The following is a 22683-nucleotide window of genomic DNA, read 5'->3' as shown; positions in this document are numbered from 1 at the left end:
TAAGGCACATTGCTTAAAAACTGTGCCTTATCTCGCAAACGATGGGCAGCGCGGATCGGTTCACCCGGCAGGGTTCTCCAACGGCAGGAGGATCACGACGCGCAGTCCCGGCGCATTGTCCTCAAGGACGATGCTGCCGCCATGGAGGTGCACCACCGCCGCCACCAGCGACAGGCCGAGGCCGGAGCCCGGGCGCGAACGGCTCGCCTCCAGCCGCACGAAGCGCTCCAGCACCCGGACCCGGTCCGCCTCGGGAATGCCGGCACCCTGGTCGGCGACGACGATGCGGGCCTGTTCGCCCACCCGCTCCGCCACCACCCGAACGGTGCGCGAAACGCCATCGGGCGTATCGGGACAGCAGTACTTGATGGCGTTGTCGACGAGATTGGAGAGCGCCTGGCCGATCAGCTCGCGCACGCCGCGCACCATCAGCGGCCCCTCGGCCTCGACCACGAAGCCGAGCCCCTTCTCCTCCGCCAGCGGCTCGTACAGCTCGGCGACGCTGGAGGCCGTCTCCGCGAGGTCGAACGGCACCATGCCCGCCCGGGCCTGCCCCGCCTCCGCCCGCGCGATCATCAGCAGCGCGTTGAAGATGCGGATCAGGTTGTCGGACTCCTCGATGGTCTGCTCGGTGGCGGCGCGCCACTGGGCATCGGTTGTGGCGGTCCGCAGGGCATCCTCGGCGCGGTTGCGCAGCCGCGTCAGTGGGGTCTTGAGGTCGTGGGCGACATTGTCCGTCACCTGCTTCAACCCCGCCATCAGCGCCTCGATGCGCTCCAGCATGGCGTTGAGGCTGAGGGCGAGGCGGTCGAACTCGTCGCCGGTCCCCGCCACGGCGAGCCGGCCGGAGAGATCGCCGGTCATGATGGTCTCGGAGGTCGCCGTCATCTGGTCGATGCGCTTCAGCACCCGGCGGGTGACGAACAGCCCGCCCGCGACCCCCATCAGCACCAGCACGACGAGGCCCCACAGCGCCGGACGGATGATGATGCGGCGCAGTTCCTCGCGCTCGACCACGTCCCGCCCGATCAGGAGGCGGAACTCGCCGGGAAGGAAGACGACCTTCACCAGCGCCCGGCTGGTGTGCCCGCCCGATTCCTCCGAGCGGACATAGTCGATCTCCTTCCAGCCCTCGCTGTCCATGAAGCTCAGCGGCAGGTTCAGCACGTTGCCGGCGAGGTTCTCGCCGGTGAAGGTGGTGAGGAGATAGAGCCCGGCGCCCGGCTGGCGGGAGCGGCGGCCGACGATGCTCGCCAGCCGGTTGATGCCGCCGACGCGGTACTGTTCCGCGAGGATCTGCGCCTCGTTCTCGATCGCCTCGGTGGCCTGGCTGATGACGAGGCGCTGGGTGTGCCAGCCGAGATAGGCGATGACCGACGCCGCGAAGATGGCGAAGGCGACGAGATAGGCCGCGATCAGCTTGAACGCGGTGGTCCGCAGCAGCCTACCGAGCGCCGTCACGGATGACATACCCGGCGCCGCGCACCGTATGGAGCAGCGGGGGCTCGAAACCCTTGTCGATCTTGGAGCGCAGCCGCGAGACGTGGACGTCGATCACGTTGGTCTGCGGGTCGAAATGATAGTCCCACACATTCTCCAGCAGCATGGTGCGGGTCACCACCTGCCCCGCATGGCGCATGAGATATTCCAGCAGGCGGAATTCCCGAGGCTGAAGCACGATCTCCTGCCCGGCGCGGGTGACGCGGTGGGCGAGACGGTCGAGTTCGAGATCGCCGACCCGGTACAGCGTGTCGGTGGCCTGCGGGCCGCCGCGCCGCACCAGCGCCTCGACCCGGGCCAGCAGCTCGGAAAAGGCATAGGGCTTCGGCAGGTAATCGTCGCCGCCGGCCCGCAGCCCGGTCACCCGGTCGTCGACCTGGCCGAGCGCGGAAAGGATGATGGTCGGGGTCTTGTCGCCGCGCGCCCGCAGCTCGGCGATCAGCGCGAGGCCGTCGCGGCGGGGCAGCATGCGGTCGACGATGAGCGCGTCGTAGCCGCCACCCAGCGCCAGCGTCAGGCCCTCGTCGCCGTCCGCCGCGTGATCGACGACGTAGCCGGCCTCGCGGAAGGCCTTGCGCAGGTAATCGGCAGCGGCGCGGTCATCCTCGACGACGAGCAGGCGCATGATGTCTTCTTCGGCGTTCCGTTTTACACCGCCACGCCCGAACGCGAGATCGTCGAGGGTGAGGGTCGAAAAGGCGGGTTCCTGGGTCATGACCATGTACGCCATTTTCGCCGGGCCGCCTATCGGGGGCGGAACGACCCGCGCTGGGGTTTTCAACAGCGGCACGGGGAGCCCCTGAGGGACTCCCCGCGCGCCATCGGACCGACCGCAGCCTTCTGGGGGCGACGGGACAGGGAGCGGCCGGAACCGACCGACGGGCTGCAGGCAAGGGGCAAAGCCGCAGCCCGAGGATCAGGGCCGACCGGAGGGGGAATCCGGTCGGCGGGGGCCGGCCGCCGCCGGGGGAAGCGGCGGCCGGGAGGACAGGGCCGGAGGTCGGCCACCGAGGCCGGGATCAGCCGTTCGACTTGCCGAGCGAGATCGCGACGAAGCGCGTGCCCTGGTCGGACTTCACCCGCATCAGCACCGCCTTGCGGTTCTCCTTGCGGGCCTCGGCGAGGCCGGCGCGGACGTCGGCGGGGGTCGAGACCGGCTTGCCGGCGACGTCGAGGATCACGTCGCCTTCCTTCAGGCCGCGATCGGCGGCCGGGCCGTCGGGATCGACCTGGGTGACGACCACGCCCTCATTGCCGGCGCCGGCGACACCCTTGGCGGGCGCCAGCGAGAGGCCGAGGCGCGGCACGTCGCGGTCGGCCTTCTGCTCGGCGCCGCCGCGCTCGCCACCCTCGTTGGAGGCGACATCGGTCGGCAGCTGCTCCAGCGTCACCGCCACGGTGGTCGGCTTGCCGTCGCGCAGCACGCTGAGCTGCACCGTGGTGCCCGGCTTCTTCTGCGCGATCTTCCGCGACATCTCGCGGGCGTCCTTCACCGCGTCGCCGTCGATGGCGGTCACGACGTCGCCCGCCTTGAGGCCGGCCTTGTCGCCCGGGGTGCCGGGCTGGACCTGGGCCACCAGAGCGCCGCGGGCGTCGTTGATGCCGAGAGCCTCGGCGACCTCGTCGCTGACCGGCTGGATCTGTACCCCGACATAGCCGCGGGCCACCGATCCACCGGACTTCAGCGCGTCGACCACCTGCGAGACGGTCTCGGAGGGGATGGCGAAGGCGATGCCGACATTGCCGCCCGAGGGCGAGACGATGGCGGTGTTCACGCCGATGACCTCGCCATTGAGGCCGAAGGTCGGGCCACCGGAATTGCCGCGGTTGATCGGGGCGTCGATCTGCAGGAAGTCGTCATAGGGGCCCGAGCCGATGTCGCGGCCACGGGCGGAGACGATGCCCGCGGTGACGGTGCCGCCGAGGCCGAAGGGATTGCCGACCGCGACCACCCAGTCGCCGACGCGGGGGGCGGAGGAAGCGAGCTTCACCCACGGGAAGTCCGCCTTGCCGTCCACCTTCAGCAGGGCGACGTCGGTGCGCGGATCGGTGCCCACCACCTTGGCGGTGTAGGTCTTGCCGTCGGTGGTGGTGATGTCGACCTCGGAGGCGTTGTCGACCACGTGGTTGTTGGTCACGACATAGCCGTCGGCCGAGATGAAGAAGCCCGAGCCCTGGCCGACGACACGGCCATGGCCGCCGCGCGGGCCACGCTCGCCGCCGGGCGCGCCGGGGCCGCCGGGGCCGAAGCCGAAGCGGCGCATGAAGCGCTCGATCTGCGGGGGCACGTTCTGCGGGCCGGCCTCGTCGTCATTCGAGGCCATCTGCTCCGGCTCGTCCTTCTTCACCTTCACGCTGACCACCGCGGGCGAAACCTTCTCGACGATGTCGGCGAAGGAGAAGGTGCCGGTCGGCTGGCTGGTGGTGATCTGGGCGAGCGCCGGGGTGATGGCTTCGGGCAGGACCAGGGCGCCGACCGCGCCGCCGGCGAGGGCCAGGGTGAAGACACCGGCCAAGAGCCGGTTGCGGCTGCGACGCAGCGTGGAGGAGGTCTCGGTCGCGGGGGTCTGCGAAGTGGCGTTGCGCGGCATGGGGTGGTCCTCGTTGGTCACTGGCTGCCATCGGTTTCAAGCAGCGTTGACGAGGACACTAGGGAGGCGCGCCTTAACGCAGTCTGGCGGGGGGGTTAAACTTTTGTAAGGTCGCGCGCCGGTTCGGTCGGCTCGGAATCAGGAGCGCCCGCGGCGGCGTCCGACGCCACGAGGGCGCGCAGGCGCGCCTCTTCTTCCCCGCTCAGCGGCACGGTGGCCGAGGGCATCCGCCGCCGGGCCAGAACGATGATGCCGATGCCGCCCGCCGCCAGCACGAGGAAGGGGGCGATCCACAGCACGACGTTGGCGCCGTGCAGGGTGGGCCGCATCAGCACGAACTCGCCATAGCGGTCGACCAGATAGTCCAGCACCTGCTGGTCGCTGTCGCCGGCCTTCAGCCGCTCCCGCACCAGCACCCGGAGATCGCGGGCGAGCGGGGCGTCGGAATCGTCGATCGACTGGTTCTGGCACACCATGCAGCGCAGCTCTTTCGAGAGCACGCGCGCGCGCGCTTCCAGCGCCGGGTCGGCGAGGACCTCGTCGGGCTGCACCGCAAGGGCGGGCGGCACGGCGGACAGGCCGACGCCCGCCAGCCACGCCAGCAAAGCGAGACGGCGGAGCAGGCCGCGGCGATGGGGCATCATGCGCATGGCCGCCTCACTCCGCCGGGCTCGGGGCCGGCACGCGACGCGCCTTCGCCGGTCGCGGCGCCCCCACCCGCAGCCGGCGGTCGGAGAGCGAGAGCACGCCGCCCAGCGCCATGACCACCGCCCCGAGCCAGATCAGCGTGACCAGCGGCTTCCAGTAGGCGCGGATGCCGATGCCGCCATTGGCGAGCTCATCGCCGAGGCTGACATAGAGCTGGCCGAAGCCGAAGGTGCGGATGCCCGCCTCGGTGGTCGGCATGTTGCGGGCGAGGAACAGGCGCTTGGAGGAGGTGACGGTCCCGCGCTCGACCCCGCCCTCGCGGATGCGGAAGACGCCCGCCACGTCGCGGTAATTCGGGCCGGTGCGCGGCTCCATCCGCTCCAGCGTCAGCTCGTAGCGGCCGACCGAGATGGTGCCGCCCGGCTGGATGCCGGCGATGCGCTCCGAGCTCCAGCTCGTCTCCGCGACGATGCCGAGCAGGCAGATGCCGATGCCGGCATGGGCGAGCGCGGTGCCGAAGGCCGCGCGCGGCAGCCCGCGCAGCCGCGCCCAGGCGGTTGCCGCCGGCACGCGGCCGACCCCGGCCCGCTCGGCGAGATCGGCCACCGCCCCCAGCATGACGAAGGCGGCGAGCCCCACCCCGACCGGCGCCAGCGCCGGCCCGCCATGTTCGGCATAGGCGACGCCCAGCCCGATCACGATGGCGAGGCCACAGGCCAGCATCAGCCGCTGGGCGACGCCGGCGATGTCGCCGCGCTTCCACGCCAGCAGCGGGCCGAACGGCATGACGGCGACCACCGGGAGCATCAGGGCGCCGACCGTGAGGTTGAAATAGGGCGGCCCCACGGTGATCTTGGCGCCGTTCCACGCCTCCAGCGCCAGCGGGTAGAGCGTGCCGACGAACACCGCCGCCGCCGCCGCGGTGAGCAGCAGGTTGTTGAGCACCAGCGCCCCCTCGCGCGAGACCGGGGCGAAGATGCCGCCCTGCCGCAGCAGCGGCGCGCGCAGCGCGAACAGGAACAGCGAGCCGCCGATGAAGGCGACCAGAATGGCGAGGATGAACACTCCGCGGCGGGGATCGGTGGCGAAGGCGTGCACCGAGGTCAGCACGCCCGACCGCACGAGGAAGGTGCCGAGCAGCGACAGCGAGAAGGCGAGGATCGCCAGCAGCACCGTCCACACCTTCAGCGCGTCGCGCTTCTCCATCACCACGGCGGAATGGATCAGCGCGGTGCCGGCGAACCAGGGCATCAGCGAGGCGTTCTCGACCGGGTCCCAGAACCACCAGCCGCCCCAGCCCAGCTCGTAATAGGCCCAGTAGGAGCCCATCGCGATGCCGACGGTGAGGAAGGCCCAGGCCGCCAGCGCCCAGGGCCGCACCCAGCGCGCCCAGGCGGCGTCGATGCGCCCGTCCAGCAGCGCCGCGACGGCGAAGGCGAAGGTGATGGAGAAGCCGACATAGCCGAGATAGAGCAGCGGCGGGTGAACCGCGAGGCCGATGTCCTGCAGGATCGGGTTGAGGTCCTGCCCCTCCACCGGCGCCGGGCTCACCCGCAGGAAGGGGTTCGAGGTCAAGAGGATGAACAGCAGGAAGGCGACCCCGATCGAGCCCTGCACGCCCAGCACATTGGCCTTCAGCCGGGCCGGCAGATTGGTGCCGAACAGCGCCACCATCGCCCCGAACAGCGCCAGCACCAGCACCCAGAGCAGCATCGAGCCCTCATGGTTCCCCCAGGTGCTGGTGACCTTGTAGAGCAGCGGCATGTCGGAGTGGGAGTTCTGGTAGACGTTCAGCACCGAGAAGTCGGACTGCACATAGGCCGCCACCAGCGCGGCGAAGGACAGGCTGACGAAACCGGCGAAGGCCACCGCGAGGGTGGGACCCACCCGCATCAGCGCCGCGTCGTTGGCCCGCGCGCCCCAGATCGGCAGCACGGTCTGCAGCAGCGCCACGGCGAGCGCGAGGACGAGGGCGTAATGGCCGGTCTCGGGGATCATGGCGTTCGCCTCACTGTGCGCTGCTGGTGGGACCCGGCACGGCGGGAGGCGTGGCGGGAGGCGTGGCACGCGCGGGAACGCCGCCCTCCCCTTCCTGCCAGACGCCCTGCTTCTTCAGTGCCTCGACCACTTCCTTCGGCATGTATTTCTCGTCGTGCTTGGCGAGAACGGTGTCGGCGCGGAAGCCGCCATCCGGCTCGAGCGTGCCCTCGGCGACCACGCCCTGCCCCTCACGGAACAGATCGGGCAGGATGCCGACATAGGACACCGGCACGTCGGCGCCGCCATCCGTCACCACGAAGCGCACATGGGTGCCGTCCTGCCGGTCCACCGAGCCGGCCTTGACGAGGCCGCCGAGCCGCAGGCGGGTGCCCGGCGCGGGGTGCTGGGCGGCGATGTCGCTGGGCGAGCGGAAGAACACGATGGTGTCGGAAAGCGCAAACAGCACCAGCCCCGCGGCGATGCCGAGCACGCCGAGCGCGCAGGAGATCAGCAGCAGGCGGCGGCTCTTGCGGGTCATGGTCAGCTCCCCAGTCCCAGTTCCTGCGTCAGCGCGTCGATGCGCTGGGTGGCGGCGGGGTCGGCGGTGAAGGCCCGGCGGGCATCGCCGGCAGCCGCCTTCGCCTTTTCCGGCTCGCCGAGCACGTTCCACGCCCGCACCAGCCGCAGCCAGCCCTCGAGGTCGTCGCCATTGGCCTGAAGCCGGGTCGCGAGCCGCTCCACCATGCCACGCACCATGGCGGCGCGCTGCTCCGGCGTCATCGCCGCGGCATTGGCGACATCCGCCGCGTCCGGCCCCGGCGCCGGCGGCGCGGAAGCGCCCGCCGCGGCGGGAGGCGCGCCGGCGGGCGGCGTGGCGGCGGGCGGCTGGCCCGCCGGGGCCTCGGCGTCCGTGCTGGCGAGCCGGTCGAGCGCGGCCTTCACCATGGGCAGCCACGGCGCGTCGGCGGGGGCGCCGGCGACCAGCCGGCTCCAGCGGTCGATCGCGTCCTGGCGGCGGCCGTCCTGCGCGGCGCCGAGCCCGAGATAATAATTGGCCTTCACCGACGTGGGATCGAGCGCCAGCGCCCGCTCGAACGCCTTCTGCGCGTCGGCGGTGACGACACCGCCGGCCAGCGCGGTTTCCGCTTCGCCGAGCCCGGTCTCGCGCGGCGCGCTGGGGCCGAGCAGCCGGATCGCGGTCTCCCACGCCCGCACCGCGTCCTCCAGCCGGCCGACGCGGTAATAGATCGGCGCGACCACCTCATAGCCCCGGCCGTCATCGGGATTGGCTTCCAGATGGCTCTCCACCCGGCGCACCAGCACCGCGATGTCGGCGGTGGCGGGATCGGCCGAGAGCCGGGCCGACAGCGGCTGGCCGGGCAGATCGGGCGAGCCGAGGCCGACATAGAGCCCGCCAGCGATCGCCGGCACGCCCACCAGCGCCACCACGGCGGCGATGCGTCGGCGGCGGTCCGAGGCGGTGGCGACGGTGCCTCTTCCTTCGTCGGCGGCGCGCAGCATGCGGCGGGCGATCTCGGTGCGGGCCGCCTCGCCCTCGCGCGCACCGATCAGCCCGGCGCTGCGGTCGCGCTCGATCTCGTCGAGCTGGTCGCGATAGACCGCGAGATCAGCCTGCCGCTCGTCGGCGCCCGCCAGCGCCGCCCCGGTGCGCAACGGCCAGAGCACCGCCAGCACGGCGGCGCCGGTCATCACCGCGAAGATCAACCACAGCGTCATCGATGTCCCTCTGATGGGCTGAGGTAGCCGACCGCGCGTCCCGCGCCAATCGCCAAGGGCGCCGCACCGGCCGCCGCAGTGTCACAGTGGCGCGAGCGCGGCGTCCGCTGCGGGGAAGCGCCGCACCCCGGAACGAAAACCCCGGCCGCGAGGGGGCCGGGGTTCGCATCCTGCGGTACCGCGCCGGGTCGGCCCCGGCGGCGCGAGGCGGGAATCAGCCCTGAACCGGGGTCCAGGTGCCGTCCGGATTGCGGCAGGCGGTGCCGCGGGCGGTCTGCGGCTGGCCGTTGATGTAGATGGTGTGGGTGAACTCGCGGCAGCGCGGCGACGGGCCGCGGGCATAGGCCGGGCCGGCGACGATGGTGCCGTAATTGCCGCTGTCGCCGCGCCAGCTCACCGGGGCGCCGGGGGCGCCGCTCTCCAGCGCCTGCTGCTCGGCCTGGGCGGCGCGGTTGCGGTCTTCCTGGTCGAGCGCGTTGCCGATCATGCCGCCGATGAGGCCGCCGACGCCGGCACCGATCAGCGTGCTGGTGGCGGTGTGGCCGGCGAGCTGGCCGATGACGCCGCCGGTGATGGCGCCGATCGCCGCGCCGCCGGTGGTCTTCGGACCCATGGTGGAATTGGTGGACGAGCAGCCGGCGAGGGCAACGCCGACGAGACCGACGGCAACGAACTGATAGGCGCGCATGAAAAGCCTTTCCCCAACGGGCGGTATGTCGTGTCACCCTGGCACAAAGCCGACGATTCGGGCGAAACCTTGGCTGGCGGCCCTCACGCCGCCGGAAGCCGCACGATACAGCGCAGCCCGCCAAAGGGCGAGGTTGCCAGCGTGAACCGGCCGCCATAGATGCCGACCAGCTCGCTGACGATGGACAGGCCGAGCCCGGAGCCCGGCATGGTCTCGTCCAGCCGCTTGCCGCGCTTCAGCGCCTCAACCCGCTGTTCCTCGGTGAGGCCGGGGCCGTCATCGTCGATGATCACCTCGAAGAAGGCCCGTTCCCCCAGCCCGGCGGGCGGCAGGCTCACCGCCACCTCGACCAGCGAGCGGGCCCATTTGCAGCCATTGTCGATGAGATTGCCGAGCACCTCCTCGAGGTCCTGCCGCTCGCCGCGGAAGCGGACGCCGGCGGCGACCTCGGTTTCCACCTCGATGCCGCGGCCGCGGTGAATCTTGCCCAGCGTGCGGGCGAGCGCCTCCACGATCGGCGCCACCTCCTCCACCGTCGCCACGACCTGTACCCGCGCCGCCATGCGGGCGCGGTCGAGATGGTGGGCCACCTGCGCCGCCATGATGCCGGCCTGCTCGTCCACCTTGGCGGCGAGCGGATCGACCCCGACGCTCTTGGCCGCCTCGTTGCGCAGCACCGCGATGGGCGTCTTCAGCGCGTGGGCGAGATTGCCGACATGCATGCGGGCCCGCTCCACGATCTCGCGGTTGCTGTCGATCAGCGCGTTGACCTCGCCGACCAGCGGCGCGATCTCGACGGGAAAGCGGCCGTCCAGCTTCTCGGCGGTGCCGGCCCGCACCGCGGCGAGACCGGCGCGCATGCGCTTGAGCGGGCGCAGGCCGAACCGCACCTGAAACAGCAGGGTGAGGAGGAAGGCGGCGGCGAGCACCGCGAAGGTGAGGGCGAGCGCGGTGTTGAAGCCGGCCGCCTCCTCCTGGATTTCCGCCGAATCCGCCGCCACCGCGACGACATAGCGCCCGTCCTCGCCGAGATCGACCAGCCGCTCGATCAGCCGCAGGTGCTGGCCGGCGGGTCCTTCGGCATAGCCTTCGCGCAGGCCGCTGACATCGGCCGGCGAACCCTGGTCCAGCAGCAGCGGAAGGTTGCCCTCCGGCAGCGAGCGCGCGGTCTTGTACTGCCGGGCCGGTCCGTCGATGCGGGTGATCTGCCAGTACCAGCCCGAGAGCGGGAAATCGAACACCGGGTCGCCCAGCGTGGTCGGCTCCGGCATGGTCCGCGCCGGGGCGTTGGCGACATCGGCGACGATGGTCTTGAGGTAGACGTCCAGCCGGCGGTCAAAGGCGCGCTCCACCGCCTCGCGGTAGATCGAGGCGAGCGCCAGCGCCACCACGAGCAGCACCGCCACCATGACCACGGTGGCGGAGACGAACAGGCGTACCGCGAGCGAACCGGGGCGCATCCGGGGTCAGCGCGAACCGTCCGGCACCGCCAGGAGATAGCCGAGGCCGCGCACGGTCTGGATCACGTCGATGCCGAGCTTCTTGCGCAGCCGGCCGACGAACACCTCGATGGTGTTGGAATCGCGGTCGAAATCCTGGTCGTAGAGATGCTCGACCAGCTCGGTGCGGGACACCACACGGCCGGCATGGTGCATGAGATAGGCCAGCAGGCGGTATTCGTGCGAGGTGAGCTTCACCGGCCGGCCGTCGACGCTCACCCGGCCGGAGCGGGTGTCGAGCGCCACCGGCCCGCAGGAAAGCTCGCTGGCGGCATGGCCGGTGGCCCGGCGCAGCAGCGCCCGCACCCGCGCCAGCACCTCCTCCATGTGGAATGGCTTGGCGACATAGTCGTCGGCGCCGGCATCGAAGCCCTGCACCTTGTCGCTCCAGCGGTCACGGGCGGTGAGGATGAGCACCGGCATCTTGCGCCCGTCCCGCCGCCAGGATTCCAGCACGGAAAGCCCGTCGAGCTTGGGCAGGCCGATGTCGAGCACCACCGCGTCATAGGGCTCGTTCTCGCCGAGATAGTGGCCCTCCTCGCCGTCGAAGGCGCGATCGACGGCATAGCCCGCATCGGTCAGCGCCTCATAGATCTGGCGGTTGAGATCGGGATCGTCCTCCACGACGAGCAGGCGCACGTGCTTTCCCCCACAGATCACCGAAAATGCCGACGGGAGAATGCCACCGCGCGCGGCGGATGTCAGGTCGGGGCGGGATACCACGACGCGGCGCCCCCGCCCGCCGCCTCAGCGGCAAGCTGGTGAAGGCCAACCGAGATGGTGACGAAGTGCGGCCGCCGGGGCGGCCTCGCCAGCCGGCTGCCGCTCAACCCGCTGAAACTGGCGAGCCGCACGGCGGGAGGCAGGAGGGCAAGACCGCTCACCTCCCAGAAGCCGAAGCAGGGTGTGTCGGGATCCGCCGGGTCGAGCGTCGTGTAAGGGCGCACCGAGGGATCGGGGTGCAGCCCGCGCCGCTTGTCCGCTGGCACGAATCCCGCGAAAGTGGAACAGAAGATGCGCCCGGCCAGTCCATCGGGATCACCGTAACCGGAGGTCGCAACGACGAAGACGTCGATGCCGGCTCCGTATTCCTGCGCGAGATCGGGAAAGAAGTCGGTATCACGGGTGCCGAAGGCCACCCGCCCCCGCTCCGCGCATACGGCAAGGGCCGAGGTCAGGTGGACCGCCGGTACCGGGGCCAGCACCGCGCGCATCACGAACCTCCACCTTCTACCAAGGGTTTGCCGGCGAAGGCTTGCAGCTTCGGGTCGCCCGGGCAAGGGTCGCGGCCGGGCCACAGCCCCTGCGCGACGCGAGGCCGCGCCTCGCGGACGGACAGCCATATGGGTGTGTTTCCGCAATGACGAGGCGGCGGGAACCCCCGCACGGCCTGACGGCGGAATTCCCTTGCCTGGGTCGCGCGCCGCCGCCACCGGAAGGACGGCCGCGGATGCCCTCCGCCTCACGCCAGCCCGGCCTCCTGCCGCGCCTTCTGCCAGACCCCGACCAGCGTGGTGGCCGCTCCCAGCAGGGAGAGCGCGACGAAGAGATGCTGGAGAAGCGCGGAAGCGCTGGCGAAGGGCAGCAGCTGCTCCGCCGCCTCTGTCGCGCCGGTGCCCACCAGCCCGGCCAGCGTCGCCGCCGCGCCGTGGCCGGCCAGCCCGTCGACCTTCGGCGCCGGGACCGGCTCGACATATTGCGAGGCCACGAAGGCGCCCTTCGCCCATAGCCCAGCTTCGGCCGCCCGGCGGTTGGCGAGGCCGGGCAGCGCCTTGCCGCCGGCCCTGGTCCATTTGGCCAGCTCCCGCGGCACCGCGCCATGATCGCCCGCATTGAGCTTCTTCAGCAGCGTGGACCGGGCGAAGTTTGCCGGCCCGACATTGTAGACGAAGGACACCAGAGCCGCGAACTGGTTGTCGGTCAGCGGCACCGTGACCGCCGCCTCCACCGCCGTCTCGAACCGGGCGAGATCGCGGCGCAGCAGCTCGGCGGCCTCCGGTTCGGTGAGGGTGAGGCCGGGACGGACGGCGGGCGGACCGGCGGCGTCGGTGTGACCATAGCCGATGCTCCAGATCCCGGCGGGATCGCGATAGGCGGTGAGGCGCAGCCCCTCCCATTGCCGGATAAGGGCGAGACCTTCCTCATTGACATGGCGCGCCATGGGTAGCTCCGCAGCGATGATGGAAAAGAAACCGGCGCGCTCGGGCGAGCCGAGCCGCGCGGCAGGCATCCCCCCTCGGCCGGGACGGCGGGGCCCACGCCCCGCGCCGGGGCGTGGCGACGGTCCGCCGCGGCGTAACAAGGGCAGGTAAGGAAACACGAACGGGACGTTCGTTCGAACGGCCCGGCACCGCGAGCGATGCCGCGCCCCAGCCAACCCGCCGGATCGCGCCACAGCCACGGCGAAGGAAGGGGCCGCCATGGGCCGCGACCTCGCCAGGCCGGCAGCTCCGACGCCAGCCTTACAGCCCGGCGGCGACCAGCCGGTCAGCCATGGCCTTGTGACCCGGCGTGGTGGGGTGGACACCGTCATCGGTGTTGCGGGTCCCGAAAAGCGCCGTGGCACCGGAAAGCGTCGCCGTCGCCGCCGACGACAGGGTCACGGTGGTCGCATTGACGACGGCCGAAATCTGCACCGGCGAGGACATCGCCCCCGAAACCCAGATGCGCTTCCACTGGTCGCCCGCCGCGAAGGCCGCGGTTGCCGAGGTGAGCGTGGTCGAGCCGATGGCGGTCACGGCGTCGGTCACCGTCCGCAGGTCGAAGGGCGGCTTCCACTTGCCGGTGGCGAGGTCCTCGACCGCCGCAGCGCTGTCCACCACTTTCGCCAGTGGGTGCCCCGTCTCTCCGGCGCGGATCGCGGTCGTGGACCCCACAGGCGCCGCCGCGCCAGCGATGATCGGGGCGCCGTCCCTCAGCCAGACGTTAACGCCCGACCGAACACCCTCCGAGCTGCTGAGCGTCTGCCCGGCAAGCGTCATCCAGCCATCGGCGGCCGCGGCCGGGCGCGGCGTCAGGGTCGTCTGCCACACAGGGATGCCCTGCGACGACACCAACCCCCAAAGAGTGATGTAGTCCGCCTGCATCTGGGCTGTGGTGCGACCCGCTCCAGGGTCGTTGACGCCGTGCTGGCAGATAAAGAGAGTCGCCGCCTGGCTGATGATCTGCCCGCGCATCGTGAAGTTCAATGCCGCCTGCTGCAGCCGTTCGCCCGGCCTGGAGACGCGGACCCAGCCATAGCGGTTGTTGATGGCGCGCACGATGAAGCCGCCGTCATTGCCGGCGGAGATGTCCTGGTCTCCCTGTCCCGTGGCAATGGAGTCGCCAACGAAGGCCACCGAACGGGTACCGACAGCGGGATTGCCGAAAACGGCGCTCGGTCCGTACGAGGTGGTGGAGAGATTGGCGATGGTGCCGCTGGTGGTGAGATCGCTGCTCAGCGTGCGACCGCCTCCGCTCATACCGAGGATGTTGGTGGACGCGGTGGAGCCCACCGCATAGCCGAGCGGCCATTTCATTCCGACGCCGGCGACGCTGACATAGGTGCGCGTCCAGAACTGGGTTCCCGGCGGTATGGCGATCATGATGTCGTCGCTGTCCAGCACCTGCCCGCCGGTCAGGGTGACGCTGCCCGCCCCAGACCACGTCACCGGCGTGAAGGTCCCCGCGGGATATTCGATCGACGCCTTGACGGCGATCGCATTCGGCCCTGCCACCTCGGAAGGGGTCGTGGTGTCAAGGTAGCCGTTGAAATAGCGCAACCGCATCCGGCCGCCATGCGCCACCGTCATGTAGTGCGGGCGGCGATAAGTGGCGGAGATGTCCGAGCCGGTGGTGGTGTAGAGGCCGCTGTGGTTGGCGTCGGCAATGGTGGCGACCGCCTTCCAGCCCGAAACCACCGCGAAGCTGTAGGCCACCGGCAGGACGCGGGCATGGACCTTGTAGGAGTTGCCGACCGGCGTCGAGAGCGTCGCGGTCCACACGCCGGCGCTGTTCGCGGTGGTCGTCAGCGTGGTCGCGGTACCGCCGGAGCTGACCACCACGACCTCGACCGGGGCGCCGGGCGGAGCCGACCCGGTCAGGGTCGGCGTGGTGTCGGTGGTCAATCCATCCACCACCACCGTGTCGCCGGAGACACCGCTGACCGGGGCGGCGAGAAGCTGGCGCCAGCTGGTGTTGTCGGTGCCGTCGACGAGCTGGTAGGCGATGCCCTCGCTCGCCACGAACACCACCATGCCGACGGCACGGCGGCGGTCCGGCAGGGCGTTCCGGACGGCAAGATCGGCGACGGTCTTCCAGCCGCCGACATGCAGCGCCGTGATGGCGGCGGACAACGCGCTGTCGCTCTCCCCGGGGGAGACGATGTCGATGGTGGCCATGTCAGGCGGTCTCCAGGGTGAGACGCTGCGTGCCGAGCGTCAGGAAGCTGCCCGCGAGCAGCAGGCCGCCATAGCCGTCGACGGAGGCGCCGGCCGGGCTCTGGTGGGTGGCGAGACCGAGATCGATCCCGAGCGAGAGGGGCATCCGAGCCTCCTTGGGTGACGGCTCAGACCGGGCCGACGCCGACGCCGGCGCCAGCGCCCGTCAGCCTCTCCGGCTCGACCCGGGGCAGGATCGCGCCGGCCGGCGCATCGGCGGACGACCTGATGATGGCGGTGCCGGAAGGGGCGGTCGGGAAGGCGTCGGAAGCGGGGGCGGAAAGGCTGGCAAGGCAGGAGAGTTCGCTCATCTGGTTATCCCTGGCGTTGTCCGGCCGAACCGGCGGAACGTCGCACAATTCCTGATTGCATGTCGGGGCGGCCGCGCCGGTTCGACGGCGGGCCCGCCGGGGGACCGGCCGCGAAGGGGGCGCGGCCTCAGTCGATGGTGTGGATCGTCAGGCCCGCCGTGGTGCCGGTGCTGAACACGCGGCGCACGAGGAACGGCAGCACGCTCGCCTGGCCCGCCGGCAGCGGCAGCGTCAGCGGCGCATCGTCCTCATTCGCGATCGGCAGCAGCCGCACGCTCGCCGTCGCCCCGGCGGGGACGAAGACGAGCAGGCGGGCATAGCGGGGCAGGTCCTCGGTGTCGCTCGGGCTCACCGGGGCGCCGCTGCGCCCGAGGCTGACCGGCGAGACCGAGACGCCCTGCCAAGGGTCCTTGCGGGGGTCGTAGGGCATCGGAATCTCCTGAGGGAATGAGTCGGCGGCACCCGCGGGCCGACCGGCCGGCGGCACGGGCGCGGTGGGACCGTTCACGCGGACGGCGCCTCGAAGGCGAGGAAGCTGAGGGCGAGCCGCACGCGGCCCCCGGTGAAGCCGCCGCCCGCCGCCGTCACCAGCAGCGGCGTCGCGGCGTAGAAGGCGCGCGGCCCGATCACGCCGATATTGGTGCTGCCGGCGGCGATGCCGAGGCTGCTGCCGAACATGCCGGGCTCGCCGGCAATGCCGACACCGTAGGAAGCCGCGCCGGTGATGGCGGCCACCGTCCGGCTCGCCACCGCGAGCACGAGCGCGCGCTCGGGAATGGCGAGGCCCGCCGCCGTGGCGGCGCCGGCCAGCGTCACCTCGGCTTCCGCGACCCGCAGCGCCACCGCCCCGCCGAGCGGCCCCGCCGCCAGCGTGTCGCGCCACGCCGTGCCGTCATGGACGAGGGTGAGCCGCTCGGCGGCGACATGGGCCCGCCAGCCGGCCCGGGGCAGGAGAAAGCGCCAGCCGTCGCCGTCGAACAGCGCGATCGTCCCGGCCCGGCCGGCGAAGGCCCCGCCCGCGCCCGCCGCCACCAGATGGCGGTCGCCGGCGGCGGGGGCCTCGGGCGGCACGGTACGGTCGCGGTCGAGCACGGCGAGCTGGGTCAGCGCGTCGAGGGCGACCAGCGCCTCGTTATGGGTGACGTGCTTCTGCGCCTGGGCGGCGGCGAGCAGCGGCAGGCCGAGCAGCGGGGTGGTGTCGGTCATGGCGGATCCTTCGACATCGCCTCGCGCCGGGTCAGGTCGCGAGCGTCACGGCGAGCGCGGCGCCCGCTCCCGCCACCGGCGAGAGCTGGGCGATGCGCAGCGACAGGTTCGGTTGCGGGGCGCCGAAATCGGCGATCTCCTCGGCCGCGGCGTAGAGCAGCGTCGGCGCCGCGGTCTCGATCCGGCGCAGGGTCGCGCCGCCGGGGCCGAGAATGTCGACGCGGTAGGCCTCGGCGGTCTCGCCGAGCGGAACGTCGGCGCCATCCCAGCCGTCGCCGCCGAGCCGGGTGCGGCGGGTCCAGCCGAGCCGCACGCCCTCCCCGCCGCGCCGCGCGCGGGCCTGCACCGGGGCGAAGGGCAGCAGCGCCCGGGCGCTCACCGTGCCGTCCAGCGCGGTGACGGCGGTGTCGCCATGGTCGCGGTCGGCCCGGCCGACCCGCAGCGCCAGCGCCCGGCCGACGAGGTCGGTGCCGGCCGCAACCGTGGCGAGATTGCCGTCGAGCCGCACGAAGCGGCTGCCGGAAGGCCACGGCGCGGCGGCGCGCGCCTCGGTGCCGAGCTGGCCGCGCAGCAGGCCGGAGAGCCGCCAGCGCCGCGCGCCCACCAGCTCGGCGTCGGTGAACTGGATCACCTCCACCGTGCCGTCGGGGTCGAGGAGCGCCGCCGCATTGGCGCCGCCCAGCACCGCCTCGGCGCTGGCACCGGCGAGTAGCCCGCCGAACAGCTCGACCTCCAGGCTCGCCGCGCGCTGCCAGCGCCAGAGCGGGCCGGCGGCGAGGCCGGACGCCGTCAGTCCCATCACCGAGGGCGCGGCCAGCGTCGCCGCCCGCTCGAAGCTCGCCCCGTCCACCGCCCGCCACACCGCCAGCCGGCCCGGCCAGGGCGCGGCGAAGGCCGCGACATGAGCGAGCGGCAGCGGATCGGCGGAGGCCAGCGCCGGCAGCGCCAGCAGCCACGCTTCCGGCGGCCCGGACGGCGCGGGCGCGGCGACGGCGCCGCGGCCGCTGCCGCGCACCGCGACATCGAACACCGCGGGGTCGACGCTGCGCGCGGTGACGGCGCGGCTCTCCGCGTCCTCGATGCCGGTGATCTCCAGCAGCCGGCTGCGGCCGTCGCGCTCCAACCGCACGATGTCGCCCGGCTCCAGCGCCAGCCGCGAGGGCGGCAGCGCGAAGCTTGCCGTCTCCCGGGTCGCCCACAGGTCCTGCAGCCACATCTCGGCGGCGGCCTGCATCACCCCCTGATGGGTGACGACGGCGAGGTCGGCGCCGGCCTCCTCCCGCGCCGCCCCGGCGAGGCGGCGGGAGGCGCAGGCCGCCTGCCGGTAGTCCGCCAGCGCGTCGAGAAAGCCGAGCGTCACCGCCCGCGGCAGTTCGCTCTCGGCGCCGCGCACCAGCCGGAGCGCGGGGTCGCTGCCCGCCGCCACGAGGTCGTCATCGGTCAGGCTCGCGACCGGGGGGCCGCCGCGCGCCATGACCACCAGCGCGCCGTCGCGCTCGGTGAGGTCGAAGGCGAAGGCGCGGGCGAGCGGTTCCAGCGCCGCCCGCACGCTGGTGGGGCGGTCGACGACATAGCCGTCTACCACCCCGCGCAGCCCCCGCGCCGACAGGGCGACGCCGGAATCGGCGGCGAGGGTCCGCACCAGCTCCTCCAGCGGCGCGGCGCCGAGCCGCCCGCCGAGCCAGTGGCCGGACCACCAGTTCGCCCCGTCCGCCCACACCTCCTGTGCCAGCGGGAAGGCCGGCCAGGGCCGCGCGTCCCAGGTCCAGCAGAACAGCGCGGCCGGGTCGGCCATCCGGCCGCCGGGCAGGCCGGGCGCGGGCGGGTTCACCCCGTCGGTGGCGAAGGCATCGAAGCTCGCTTCGAGGTGGCGGCGCTGGATCAGGTCGTCGCGCGCGCCGTTCGAGAAGGGCGGCAGCCCGTTCTCGACCGATTTCGGGTCGGGAAAGGTGCTGGGCCGGTTGGCGCCCTTGTCCACCGCGGCGCAGCCGATCTCGGTGAGGCGCACCGGCTTGGAACCGGGCACCCAGCCGGTCGGGGCCGGCTGCCGCACCCCGGCCACCCGCTCGTGATGGGCATTGCTCCACCAGCCCGCGAGGTCCTTGGCCCGGAACACCCAGGGCTCGCCATAGGCGCCGTCGGTGATCGGCAGGCGCTGCTGGGCGAGCCGGCCGGCCTCGTCGGCATAGTACCAGTCATAGCCCTCGCCGCCCGCGACATTGGCCGCGAGATAGGCGCGGTCATGGATGGCGGGCGCCAGCGCGGCGTCGAGATGGCCGCTGCCGTCGCGCCAGTCGGCGAGCGGGGGATACCAGTCGATGCCGACCGCGTCGATCGCCGGGCAGGCCCAGAGCGGGTCGAGCGGGAAGCGCAGCTCCGCCCCGCCCTCGCGGACATGGGCGCCATATTCGGTCCAGTCCGCCGCGTAGGTCACCACCGTGCCCGCCCCGACCATCGCCTTGACGTCGGTGGCCAGCGCCACGAGCTGGGCGGTGGCGGGATAGACGCCGGGGCCGGAACGCACCCGGGTGAGCGCGGCCATCTCCGAGCCGATGATGAGGCTCTCCACCCCGCCGGCCAGCGCGGCGAGCTTGGCGTAGTGCAGCACCATGCGGCGCAGGCTCCATTCCGCCGGCCCGGCATAGGCCGGCAGCCCGCCGGAGACGCCGAAATCGCCCGGCACGGCGCGGCCGAACAGCGCCGCCACCTGCGCCCCCGCCGCCGCGGTGCCGTCCGGCGAGCCCGCCTGCCCCGGCGCGGGGTGGCAGGTGATGCGGCCGCGCCAGGGATAGGCCGGCTGCGCGCCCGCCCCGCTCCACGGGTCCGGCAGGGTGTTGCCTGCGGGAATGTCCATCATCACGAAGGGATAGAGCGTCACCTTCAGCCCACGCGCCTTCAGGGCGGCGATGAGGTTCAGCACCGCCGCGTCGGACGGGGTGCCGCCATAGGCGGCGGCGCCGTCGTAGCGGCTGACCAGATGCGCGGTGGCGCGGTCCTGCCCGGCCACCCGCCAGGGCGCGAGCACCCCGTTGGCCCGGGTGGTCTTGTCGCGGCGGTCGACCCCGGGGCGCACGGTGCAGGCGCCGGCGCGCAGGTCGTCGCCGAACCACGCCACCACCAGCGCCACCCGCTCCAGAGAGGGGCAGGCGGCCAGCATCTGGTCGAGCGCGGTTTCCACATCGGTGTCGGCGGTGGTGACGTGGCGGTTTTCCGCCTCGTAGCTGCCGGCCCCGGCGGCGCGCACCACCTCGCGGGTGTCGTAGCCGAACTCGGTGGCGCCGGGGATCAGCGTCAGCGCGCGGATGCGCGGTTCGAGATCGCCGATGACCCGCTCCACCTCCACGCTCACCTGCGGCAGGCGGTTGCCGTAATCGGCGAGCGGCAGCCGCTCGAACACGACATAGGCGAGGCCGCGATAGGCCGGGGCGTTGCCCGCGCCCTCCACCGCCTCGATCAGCCCGTCCGGCGCCTGGGTCGCGCCGCCATGGTGCAGCCGCACGGTGAGGCCCTGCTGGTCCAGCTCGTCGCCATCCACCCAGATCCGGCCGATCCGGCTGATCGGCCCCTCGCACAGCCCCACGGCGAAGGAGGCGTAATAGCTGTAGGTCGTCGTCGTCGTGGAACCGCCGCCGAGGGCGGAGCCCTTGCCGCCGGAGGACTGTGTGGCGGTGGAGACCACCTCCTCCACGTCCCGCGCCCAGATCACCTGGCCGGACAGCCGGGCGCGGCCGTAGAGCCGCGGCATCGCCGCGCCCTCGGTGGAGGTCATGTTCTGCATGTCGCCGAGGCGGGGACCTTGCCGGGCGGTGTTGCCGCTGCCGCCGAGCAGCGCGTTGTCGAGGATCGCGCCGCCGAGGCCGCCGGCCGCGCGCCCCGCCAGCGCCCCGACCGGGCCGAACAGCGCGCCGCCGAGCGACGCGCCGGCCGCGCCGAGCAGGAGTGTCGCCATGGTCGTTCTCCGTTGCGGGGGGATCAGGCGCCGGGGAAGGCGAAGGCGAAGGCCAGCCGCCGGCGCCACCACGGCGCGAGACTCACCTCGGCGACGGCGGCGCCGTCATGGGCGTGGACCATGCGGTTCGGCGCGGTGAGGATCGCGGCGTGCTTGGCCGGCAGGTGCGCCCGCCAGCGGAACAGCAGCACGTCGCCCGGCGCCGCCGCCTCCGGCGCCACCGGCACGAGGTGGCGCAGCCCGGCCGCGGCGAGCTGCTCGGCGCGGGTGGCTTCGGCCCAGTCGGGAGCATAGGCCGGCAGCGGCTCCGGCTCGGCGCCGATCACCGCCCGCCACACCCCGCGCACCAGCCCGAGGCAGTCGGCGCCCTCGCCCTTCAGCGAGGCGCGGTGGAGATAGGGCGTGCCGATCCAGCCCCGCGCCTCCGCCACCAGCGCCGCGCGGAGGGACGCGGAGACGGCGGGAACGGGCGAAGCCGCCGGCGGGCGCACGGGGTCGCCGGCCATGGCTCAGCCCCCCGCCCGCGCGACCTTCAGCACCCGGTCATTGCCCGGCATGTGCGGAAAGCCGCGGAAATTGACGCTGTTGCCGAAGCGGTCACGGCAGGTGGCGAAGCTCTTGTCGCAGCCGGCGGTGACGCGGAACGCATCCTCCGCCGCCAGCGGCTCGGGCGGGCGCTGCCACAGCTCCAGCCGCGCCACGCCGGCGTCGAGCCGGTGGACCTTCACCTCGGTGGCGAAGCCGGCGCAGGCGCCGCCGGTGAAGACCAGCCGCCCCTGGGTGAACACGCCGGAGGCGAAGCCTTCCAGCCCGGTGGCGCGAAAGCCGCCCTCCCCGTCCGGCTGCACCACCCGGCCGAAGCCGGTGCGGCCGGGCGCGGCGAGATCGACGCCGCAGCGGGCATCGCCGAGATCGGCGTCGCAGCCGGCGGTGAAGCGGCGGCCGCGGGTCTCGTTGAGCCGGTCGGCCTGTGAGCGCAGCTCGGCGGCGAAGACGCCGTCCTCCCGGCGCACCTCGCCGATGCTCCCGCGCCGTAGCCGCACGAAGCTGGCGGGGTTCGACCAGTCCACCAGCAGCAGCTCGGCCTCGGCGCCGTCGACCCGGCCGGCGGCGAGATCGGCCTCGCTCAGCGCGTCCGCGGAGAGCGCGGCGGAAAGCTCCGAGCCGTCCACCGCGAAACCGAGCGCGGCGCGACTTTCCGTGCCGGCGACGCCGCCAGCGGCGCGGAACAGGGTGCCGTCCACCGTGAGGTCCTCGTCATGTTCGGTGAGGCCGAGCACCACCCCGTCGGTGCGGGTCAGCCGCCAGCAGCGCGCCAGCGTGGTGGCGCCGGTGGCGAGCCCGGCGGCGAAGGCAGGCGGCAGCGTCCTCACGGGCGTATCTCCAGAATGGGAATGCGGGGAATCTCGCCGGCCTCGAAGGCGGAGAGGTTCACCTCGAGAAAATCGGTGTCGAACCGCACCGGCACGTCGAACAGGAAGCCCGCCGTCACCGCCGCGCCCGGCGGCGGCAGGTGGCCGGGGGCGAAGCGCACCACGCCCTCGGCGGGATCGAGGGAGAAGGCGCCCGGCGCCGCCTCGGCCCCGCCCACCGCCACCCGCACCGTGCCGGCGACCGGCTTGGCGATGGGGCGGCGGTAGGGCGCGTGGGCGCCGCCATAGGTCTTGGCCAGCGCGAAGGCGGCGGTGGCGCCGTCGCCAACGCCCAGCACCTGGTCCAGCGGCCCCGGCGCCATCCCCGGCGCGGCGGAGCCGTGGTCGAGCCGGTCGCGCCAGCGGAAGCCATAGAGCCGGCCGCGCCGCTCCTCGAAGAAGGCGACCACGGCGGCGAGCTGGGGCAGCGAGCGCACGCCATAGCCGGCATCCCAGCGCCGGCGGGAATGGGCGAGCCGGGTGTTGCGCTCCTCGCGCCCGGTGGCGGTGGTGACGATCTCGGTGACGCGCTCCGGCCCGCCCGCCGCGCCCAGCGCGACGTCGAGCGGAAACAGCGCCTCGTGAAAGGCGGCCATGGCGGCTCCTCAAGGGCGGGCGGTGGAACGGAGGGACGGCGAAGGGCCGGGCGTGGCCGGCATGTGGCGGACCGGAGCGGCCGGCGGCCGTTTCCGGCGGAACGCCGCGCCGCCCTCACAGCCCGCGCTGGCCGCACGCGGCGGCCGG

21 protein-coding genes are annotated in these 22683 nt (G+C 72.8%); all 21 read right to left on the bottom strand.

Annotated elements, in window-relative coordinates; genetic code table 11:
- Nucleotides 1–60 precede the first annotated feature (60 nt).
- The 21 genes from KHC27_RS10725 to KHC27_RS10625 all read right to left on the bottom strand — a co-directional run bounded on the left by KHC27_RS10725 (nucleotide 61) and on the right by KHC27_RS10625 (nucleotide 22535).
- A complete protein-coding gene (locus tag KHC27_RS10725) occupies nucleotides 61–1461 on the bottom strand; it encodes a sensor histidine kinase (RefSeq protein ID WP_213338758.1) in 1401 nt (466 codons plus the stop codon).
- Entirely contained in the window at nucleotides 1445–2125 is a 681-nt protein-coding gene (locus KHC27_RS10720) for a response regulator transcription factor (RefSeq protein WP_213339021.1), read from the bottom strand. Before KHC27_RS10720 ends, KHC27_RS10725 begins: the two co-directional genes overlap by 17 nt.
- Before the next feature lie 394 nt (nucleotides 2126–2519).
- Nucleotides 2520–4091: a Do family serine endopeptidase gene (locus KHC27_RS10715; RefSeq protein ID WP_213339020.1), complete on the bottom strand. Its 1572-nt coding sequence runs from the start codon at nucleotides 4089–4091 to the stop codon at nucleotides 2520–2522.
- Nucleotides 4092–4186: 95 nt separating this feature from the next.
- Nucleotides 4187–4741, bottom strand: coding sequence for a cytochrome c-type biogenesis protein (locus tag KHC27_RS10710; protein ID WP_425514872.1), 555 nt, complete (start codon nucleotides 4739–4741; stop codon nucleotides 4187–4189).
- A gap of 7 nt (nucleotides 4742–4748) precedes the next feature.
- Nucleotides 4749–6737 carry a heme lyase CcmF/NrfE family subunit gene (locus KHC27_RS10705; protein WP_213338756.1) on the bottom strand — a complete coding sequence of 663 codons (1989 nt, stop codon included), beginning with the start codon at nucleotides 6735–6737 and terminating at the stop codon, nucleotides 4749–4751.
- Between the two features lie 10 nt (nucleotides 6738–6747).
- On the bottom strand, nucleotides 6748–7257 hold the full coding sequence (ccmE, locus tag KHC27_RS10700; RefSeq protein WP_213338754.1) for a cytochrome c maturation protein CcmE: 510 nt from the start codon (nucleotides 7255–7257) through the stop codon (nucleotides 6748–6750).
- A 2-nt stretch (nucleotides 7258–7259) separates the two neighbouring features.
- A complete protein-coding gene (gene ccmI, locus KHC27_RS10695) occupies nucleotides 7260–8456 on the bottom strand; it encodes a c-type cytochrome biogenesis protein CcmI (protein ID WP_213338752.1) in 1197 nt (398 codons plus the stop codon).
- A 214-nt stretch (nucleotides 8457–8670) separates the two neighbouring features.
- Complete coding sequence (locus tag KHC27_RS10690) at nucleotides 8671–9144, bottom strand: glycine zipper domain-containing protein (RefSeq protein WP_213338747.1); 474 nt, start codon at nucleotides 9142–9144, stop codon at nucleotides 8671–8673.
- Between the two features lie 83 nt (nucleotides 9145–9227).
- A complete protein-coding gene (locus KHC27_RS10685) occupies nucleotides 9228–10604 on the bottom strand; it encodes an ATP-binding protein (protein WP_213338746.1) in 1377 nt (458 codons plus the stop codon).
- A 6-nt stretch (nucleotides 10605–10610) separates the two neighbouring features.
- Nucleotides 10611–11282 (bottom strand): response regulator transcription factor, encoded by a 672-nt coding sequence (locus tag KHC27_RS10680; RefSeq protein WP_213338744.1) that lies wholly within the window; start codon nucleotides 11280–11282, stop codon nucleotides 10611–10613.
- Nucleotides 11283–11344: 62 nt separating this feature from the next.
- Nucleotides 11345–11857: a hypothetical protein gene (locus KHC27_RS10675; protein ID WP_213338743.1), complete on the bottom strand. Its 513-nt coding sequence runs from the start codon at nucleotides 11855–11857 to the stop codon at nucleotides 11345–11347.
- A gap of 248 nt (nucleotides 11858–12105) precedes the next feature.
- Entirely contained in the window at nucleotides 12106–12804 is a 699-nt protein-coding gene (locus KHC27_RS10670) for a lysozyme (RefSeq protein ID WP_213338741.1), read from the bottom strand.
- Between the two features lie 301 nt (nucleotides 12805–13105).
- Nucleotides 13106–15022: an SGNH/GDSL hydrolase family protein gene (locus KHC27_RS10665; protein ID WP_213338740.1), complete on the bottom strand. Its 1917-nt coding sequence runs from the start codon at nucleotides 15020–15022 to the stop codon at nucleotides 13106–13108.
- A 1-nt stretch (nucleotide 15023) separates the two neighbouring features.
- Nucleotides 15024–15167 carry a hypothetical protein gene (locus tag KHC27_RS10660; protein WP_213338739.1) on the bottom strand — a complete coding sequence of 48 codons (144 nt, stop codon included), beginning with the start codon at nucleotides 15165–15167 and terminating at the stop codon, nucleotides 15024–15026.
- Between the two features lie 22 nt (nucleotides 15168–15189).
- Nucleotides 15190–15372, bottom strand: coding sequence for a hypothetical protein (locus tag KHC27_RS10655; RefSeq protein WP_213338737.1), 183 nt, complete (start codon nucleotides 15370–15372; stop codon nucleotides 15190–15192).
- 127 nt (nucleotides 15373–15499) lie between these two features.
- The gene (locus KHC27_RS10650) at nucleotides 15500–15802 is read right to left on the bottom strand and encodes a spike base protein, RCAP_Rcc01079 family (protein WP_213338735.1); all 303 of its coding nucleotides are present in this window, start codon (nucleotides 15800–15802) and stop codon (nucleotides 15500–15502) included.
- A gap of 74 nt (nucleotides 15803–15876) precedes the next feature.
- Entirely contained in the window at nucleotides 15877–16578 is a 702-nt protein-coding gene (locus KHC27_RS10645; RefSeq protein WP_213338733.1) for a DUF2793 domain-containing protein, read from the bottom strand.
- Between the two features lie 31 nt (nucleotides 16579–16609).
- Nucleotides 16610–20527 carry a baseplate multidomain protein megatron gene (locus KHC27_RS10640; protein WP_213338731.1) on the bottom strand — a complete coding sequence of 1306 codons (3918 nt, stop codon included), beginning with the start codon at nucleotides 20525–20527 and terminating at the stop codon, nucleotides 16610–16612.
- 23 nt (nucleotides 20528–20550) lie between these two features.
- Nucleotides 20551–21033: an NlpC/P60 family protein gene (locus KHC27_RS10635; protein ID WP_213338729.1), complete on the bottom strand. Its 483-nt coding sequence runs from the start codon at nucleotides 21031–21033 to the stop codon at nucleotides 20551–20553.
- Between the two features lie 3 nt (nucleotides 21034–21036).
- A complete protein-coding gene (locus KHC27_RS10630) occupies nucleotides 21037–21900 on the bottom strand; it encodes a DUF2163 domain-containing protein (protein ID WP_213338728.1) in 864 nt (287 codons plus the stop codon).
- A complete protein-coding gene (locus tag KHC27_RS10625) occupies nucleotides 21897–22535 on the bottom strand; it encodes a DUF2460 domain-containing protein (RefSeq protein WP_213338726.1) in 639 nt (212 codons plus the stop codon). Before KHC27_RS10625 ends, KHC27_RS10630 begins: the two co-directional genes overlap by 4 nt.
- Nucleotides 22536–22683 lie beyond the last annotated feature (148 nt).

The sequence above is a fragment of the Ancylobacter lacus genome, from assembly GCF_018390635.1.
GTDB classification, from domain to species: domain Bacteria; phylum Pseudomonadota; class Alphaproteobacteria; order Rhizobiales; family Xanthobacteraceae; genus Ancylobacter; species Ancylobacter lacus.
Note: the sequence above shows the minus strand (reverse complement) of the source record. Positions and strands in the feature narration are given on the sequence as shown.

Bases quoted from the DNA above. Each gene is read 5' to 3' on its own strand.
- KHC27_RS10720 (WP_213339021.1), bottom strand. From the start codon at position 2,125: ATGCGCCTGCTCGTCGTCGAGGATGACCGCGCCGCTGCCGATTACCTG.
- KHC27_RS10715 (WP_213339020.1), bottom strand. From the start codon at position 4,091: ATGCCGCGCAACGCCACTTCGCAGACCCCCGCGACCGAGACCTCCTCC.
- KHC27_RS10710 (WP_425514872.1), bottom strand. From the start codon at position 4,741: ATGCGCATGATGCCCCATCGCCGCGGCCTGCTCCGCCGTCTCGCTTTG.
- KHC27_RS10705 (WP_213338756.1), bottom strand. From the start codon at position 6,737: ATGATCCCCGAGACCGGCCATTACGCCCTCGTCCTCGCGCTCGCCGTG.
- ccmE (WP_213338754.1), bottom strand. From the start codon at position 7,257: ATGACCCGCAAGAGCCGCCGCCTGCTGCTGATCTCCTGCGCGCTCGGC.
- ccmI (WP_213338752.1), bottom strand. From the start codon at position 8,456: ATGACGCTGTGGTTGATCTTCGCGGTGATGACCGGCGCCGCCGTGCTG.
- KHC27_RS10690 (WP_213338747.1), bottom strand. From the start codon at position 9,144: ATGCGCGCCTATCAGTTCGTTGCCGTCGGTCTCGTCGGCGTTGCCCTC.
- KHC27_RS10685 (WP_213338746.1), bottom strand. From the start codon at position 10,604: ATGCGCCCCGGTTCGCTCGCGGTACGCCTGTTCGTCTCCGCCACCGTG.
- KHC27_RS10675 (WP_213338743.1), bottom strand. From the start codon at position 11,857: ATGCGCGCGGTGCTGGCCCCGGTACCGGCGGTCCACCTGACCTCGGCC.
- KHC27_RS10670 (WP_213338741.1), bottom strand. From the start codon at position 12,804: ATGGCGCGCCATGTCAATGAGGAAGGTCTCGCCCTTATCCGGCAATGG.
- KHC27_RS10665 (WP_213338740.1), bottom strand. From the start codon at position 15,022: ATGGCCACCATCGACATCGTCTCCCCCGGGGAGAGCGACAGCGCGTTG.
- KHC27_RS10660 (WP_213338739.1), bottom strand. From the start codon at position 15,167: ATGCCCCTCTCGCTCGGGATCGATCTCGGTCTCGCCACCCACCAGAGC.
- KHC27_RS10655 (WP_213338737.1), bottom strand. From the start codon at position 15,372: ATGAGCGAACTCTCCTGCCTTGCCAGCCTTTCCGCCCCCGCTTCCGAC.
- KHC27_RS10650 (WP_213338735.1), bottom strand. From the start codon at position 15,802: ATGCCCTACGACCCCCGCAAGGACCCTTGGCAGGGCGTCTCGGTCTCG.
- KHC27_RS10645 (WP_213338733.1), bottom strand. From the start codon at position 16,578: ATGACCGACACCACCCCGCTGCTCGGCCTGCCGCTGCTCGCCGCCGCC.
- KHC27_RS10640 (WP_213338731.1), bottom strand. From the start codon at position 20,527: ATGGCGACACTCCTGCTCGGCGCGGCCGGCGCGTCGCTCGGCGGCGCG.
- KHC27_RS10635 (WP_213338729.1), bottom strand. From the start codon at position 21,033: ATGGCCGGCGACCCCGTGCGCCCGCCGGCGGCTTCGCCCGTTCCCGCC.
- KHC27_RS10625 (WP_213338726.1), bottom strand. From the start codon at position 22,535: ATGGCCGCCTTTCACGAGGCGCTGTTTCCGCTCGACGTCGCGCTGGGC.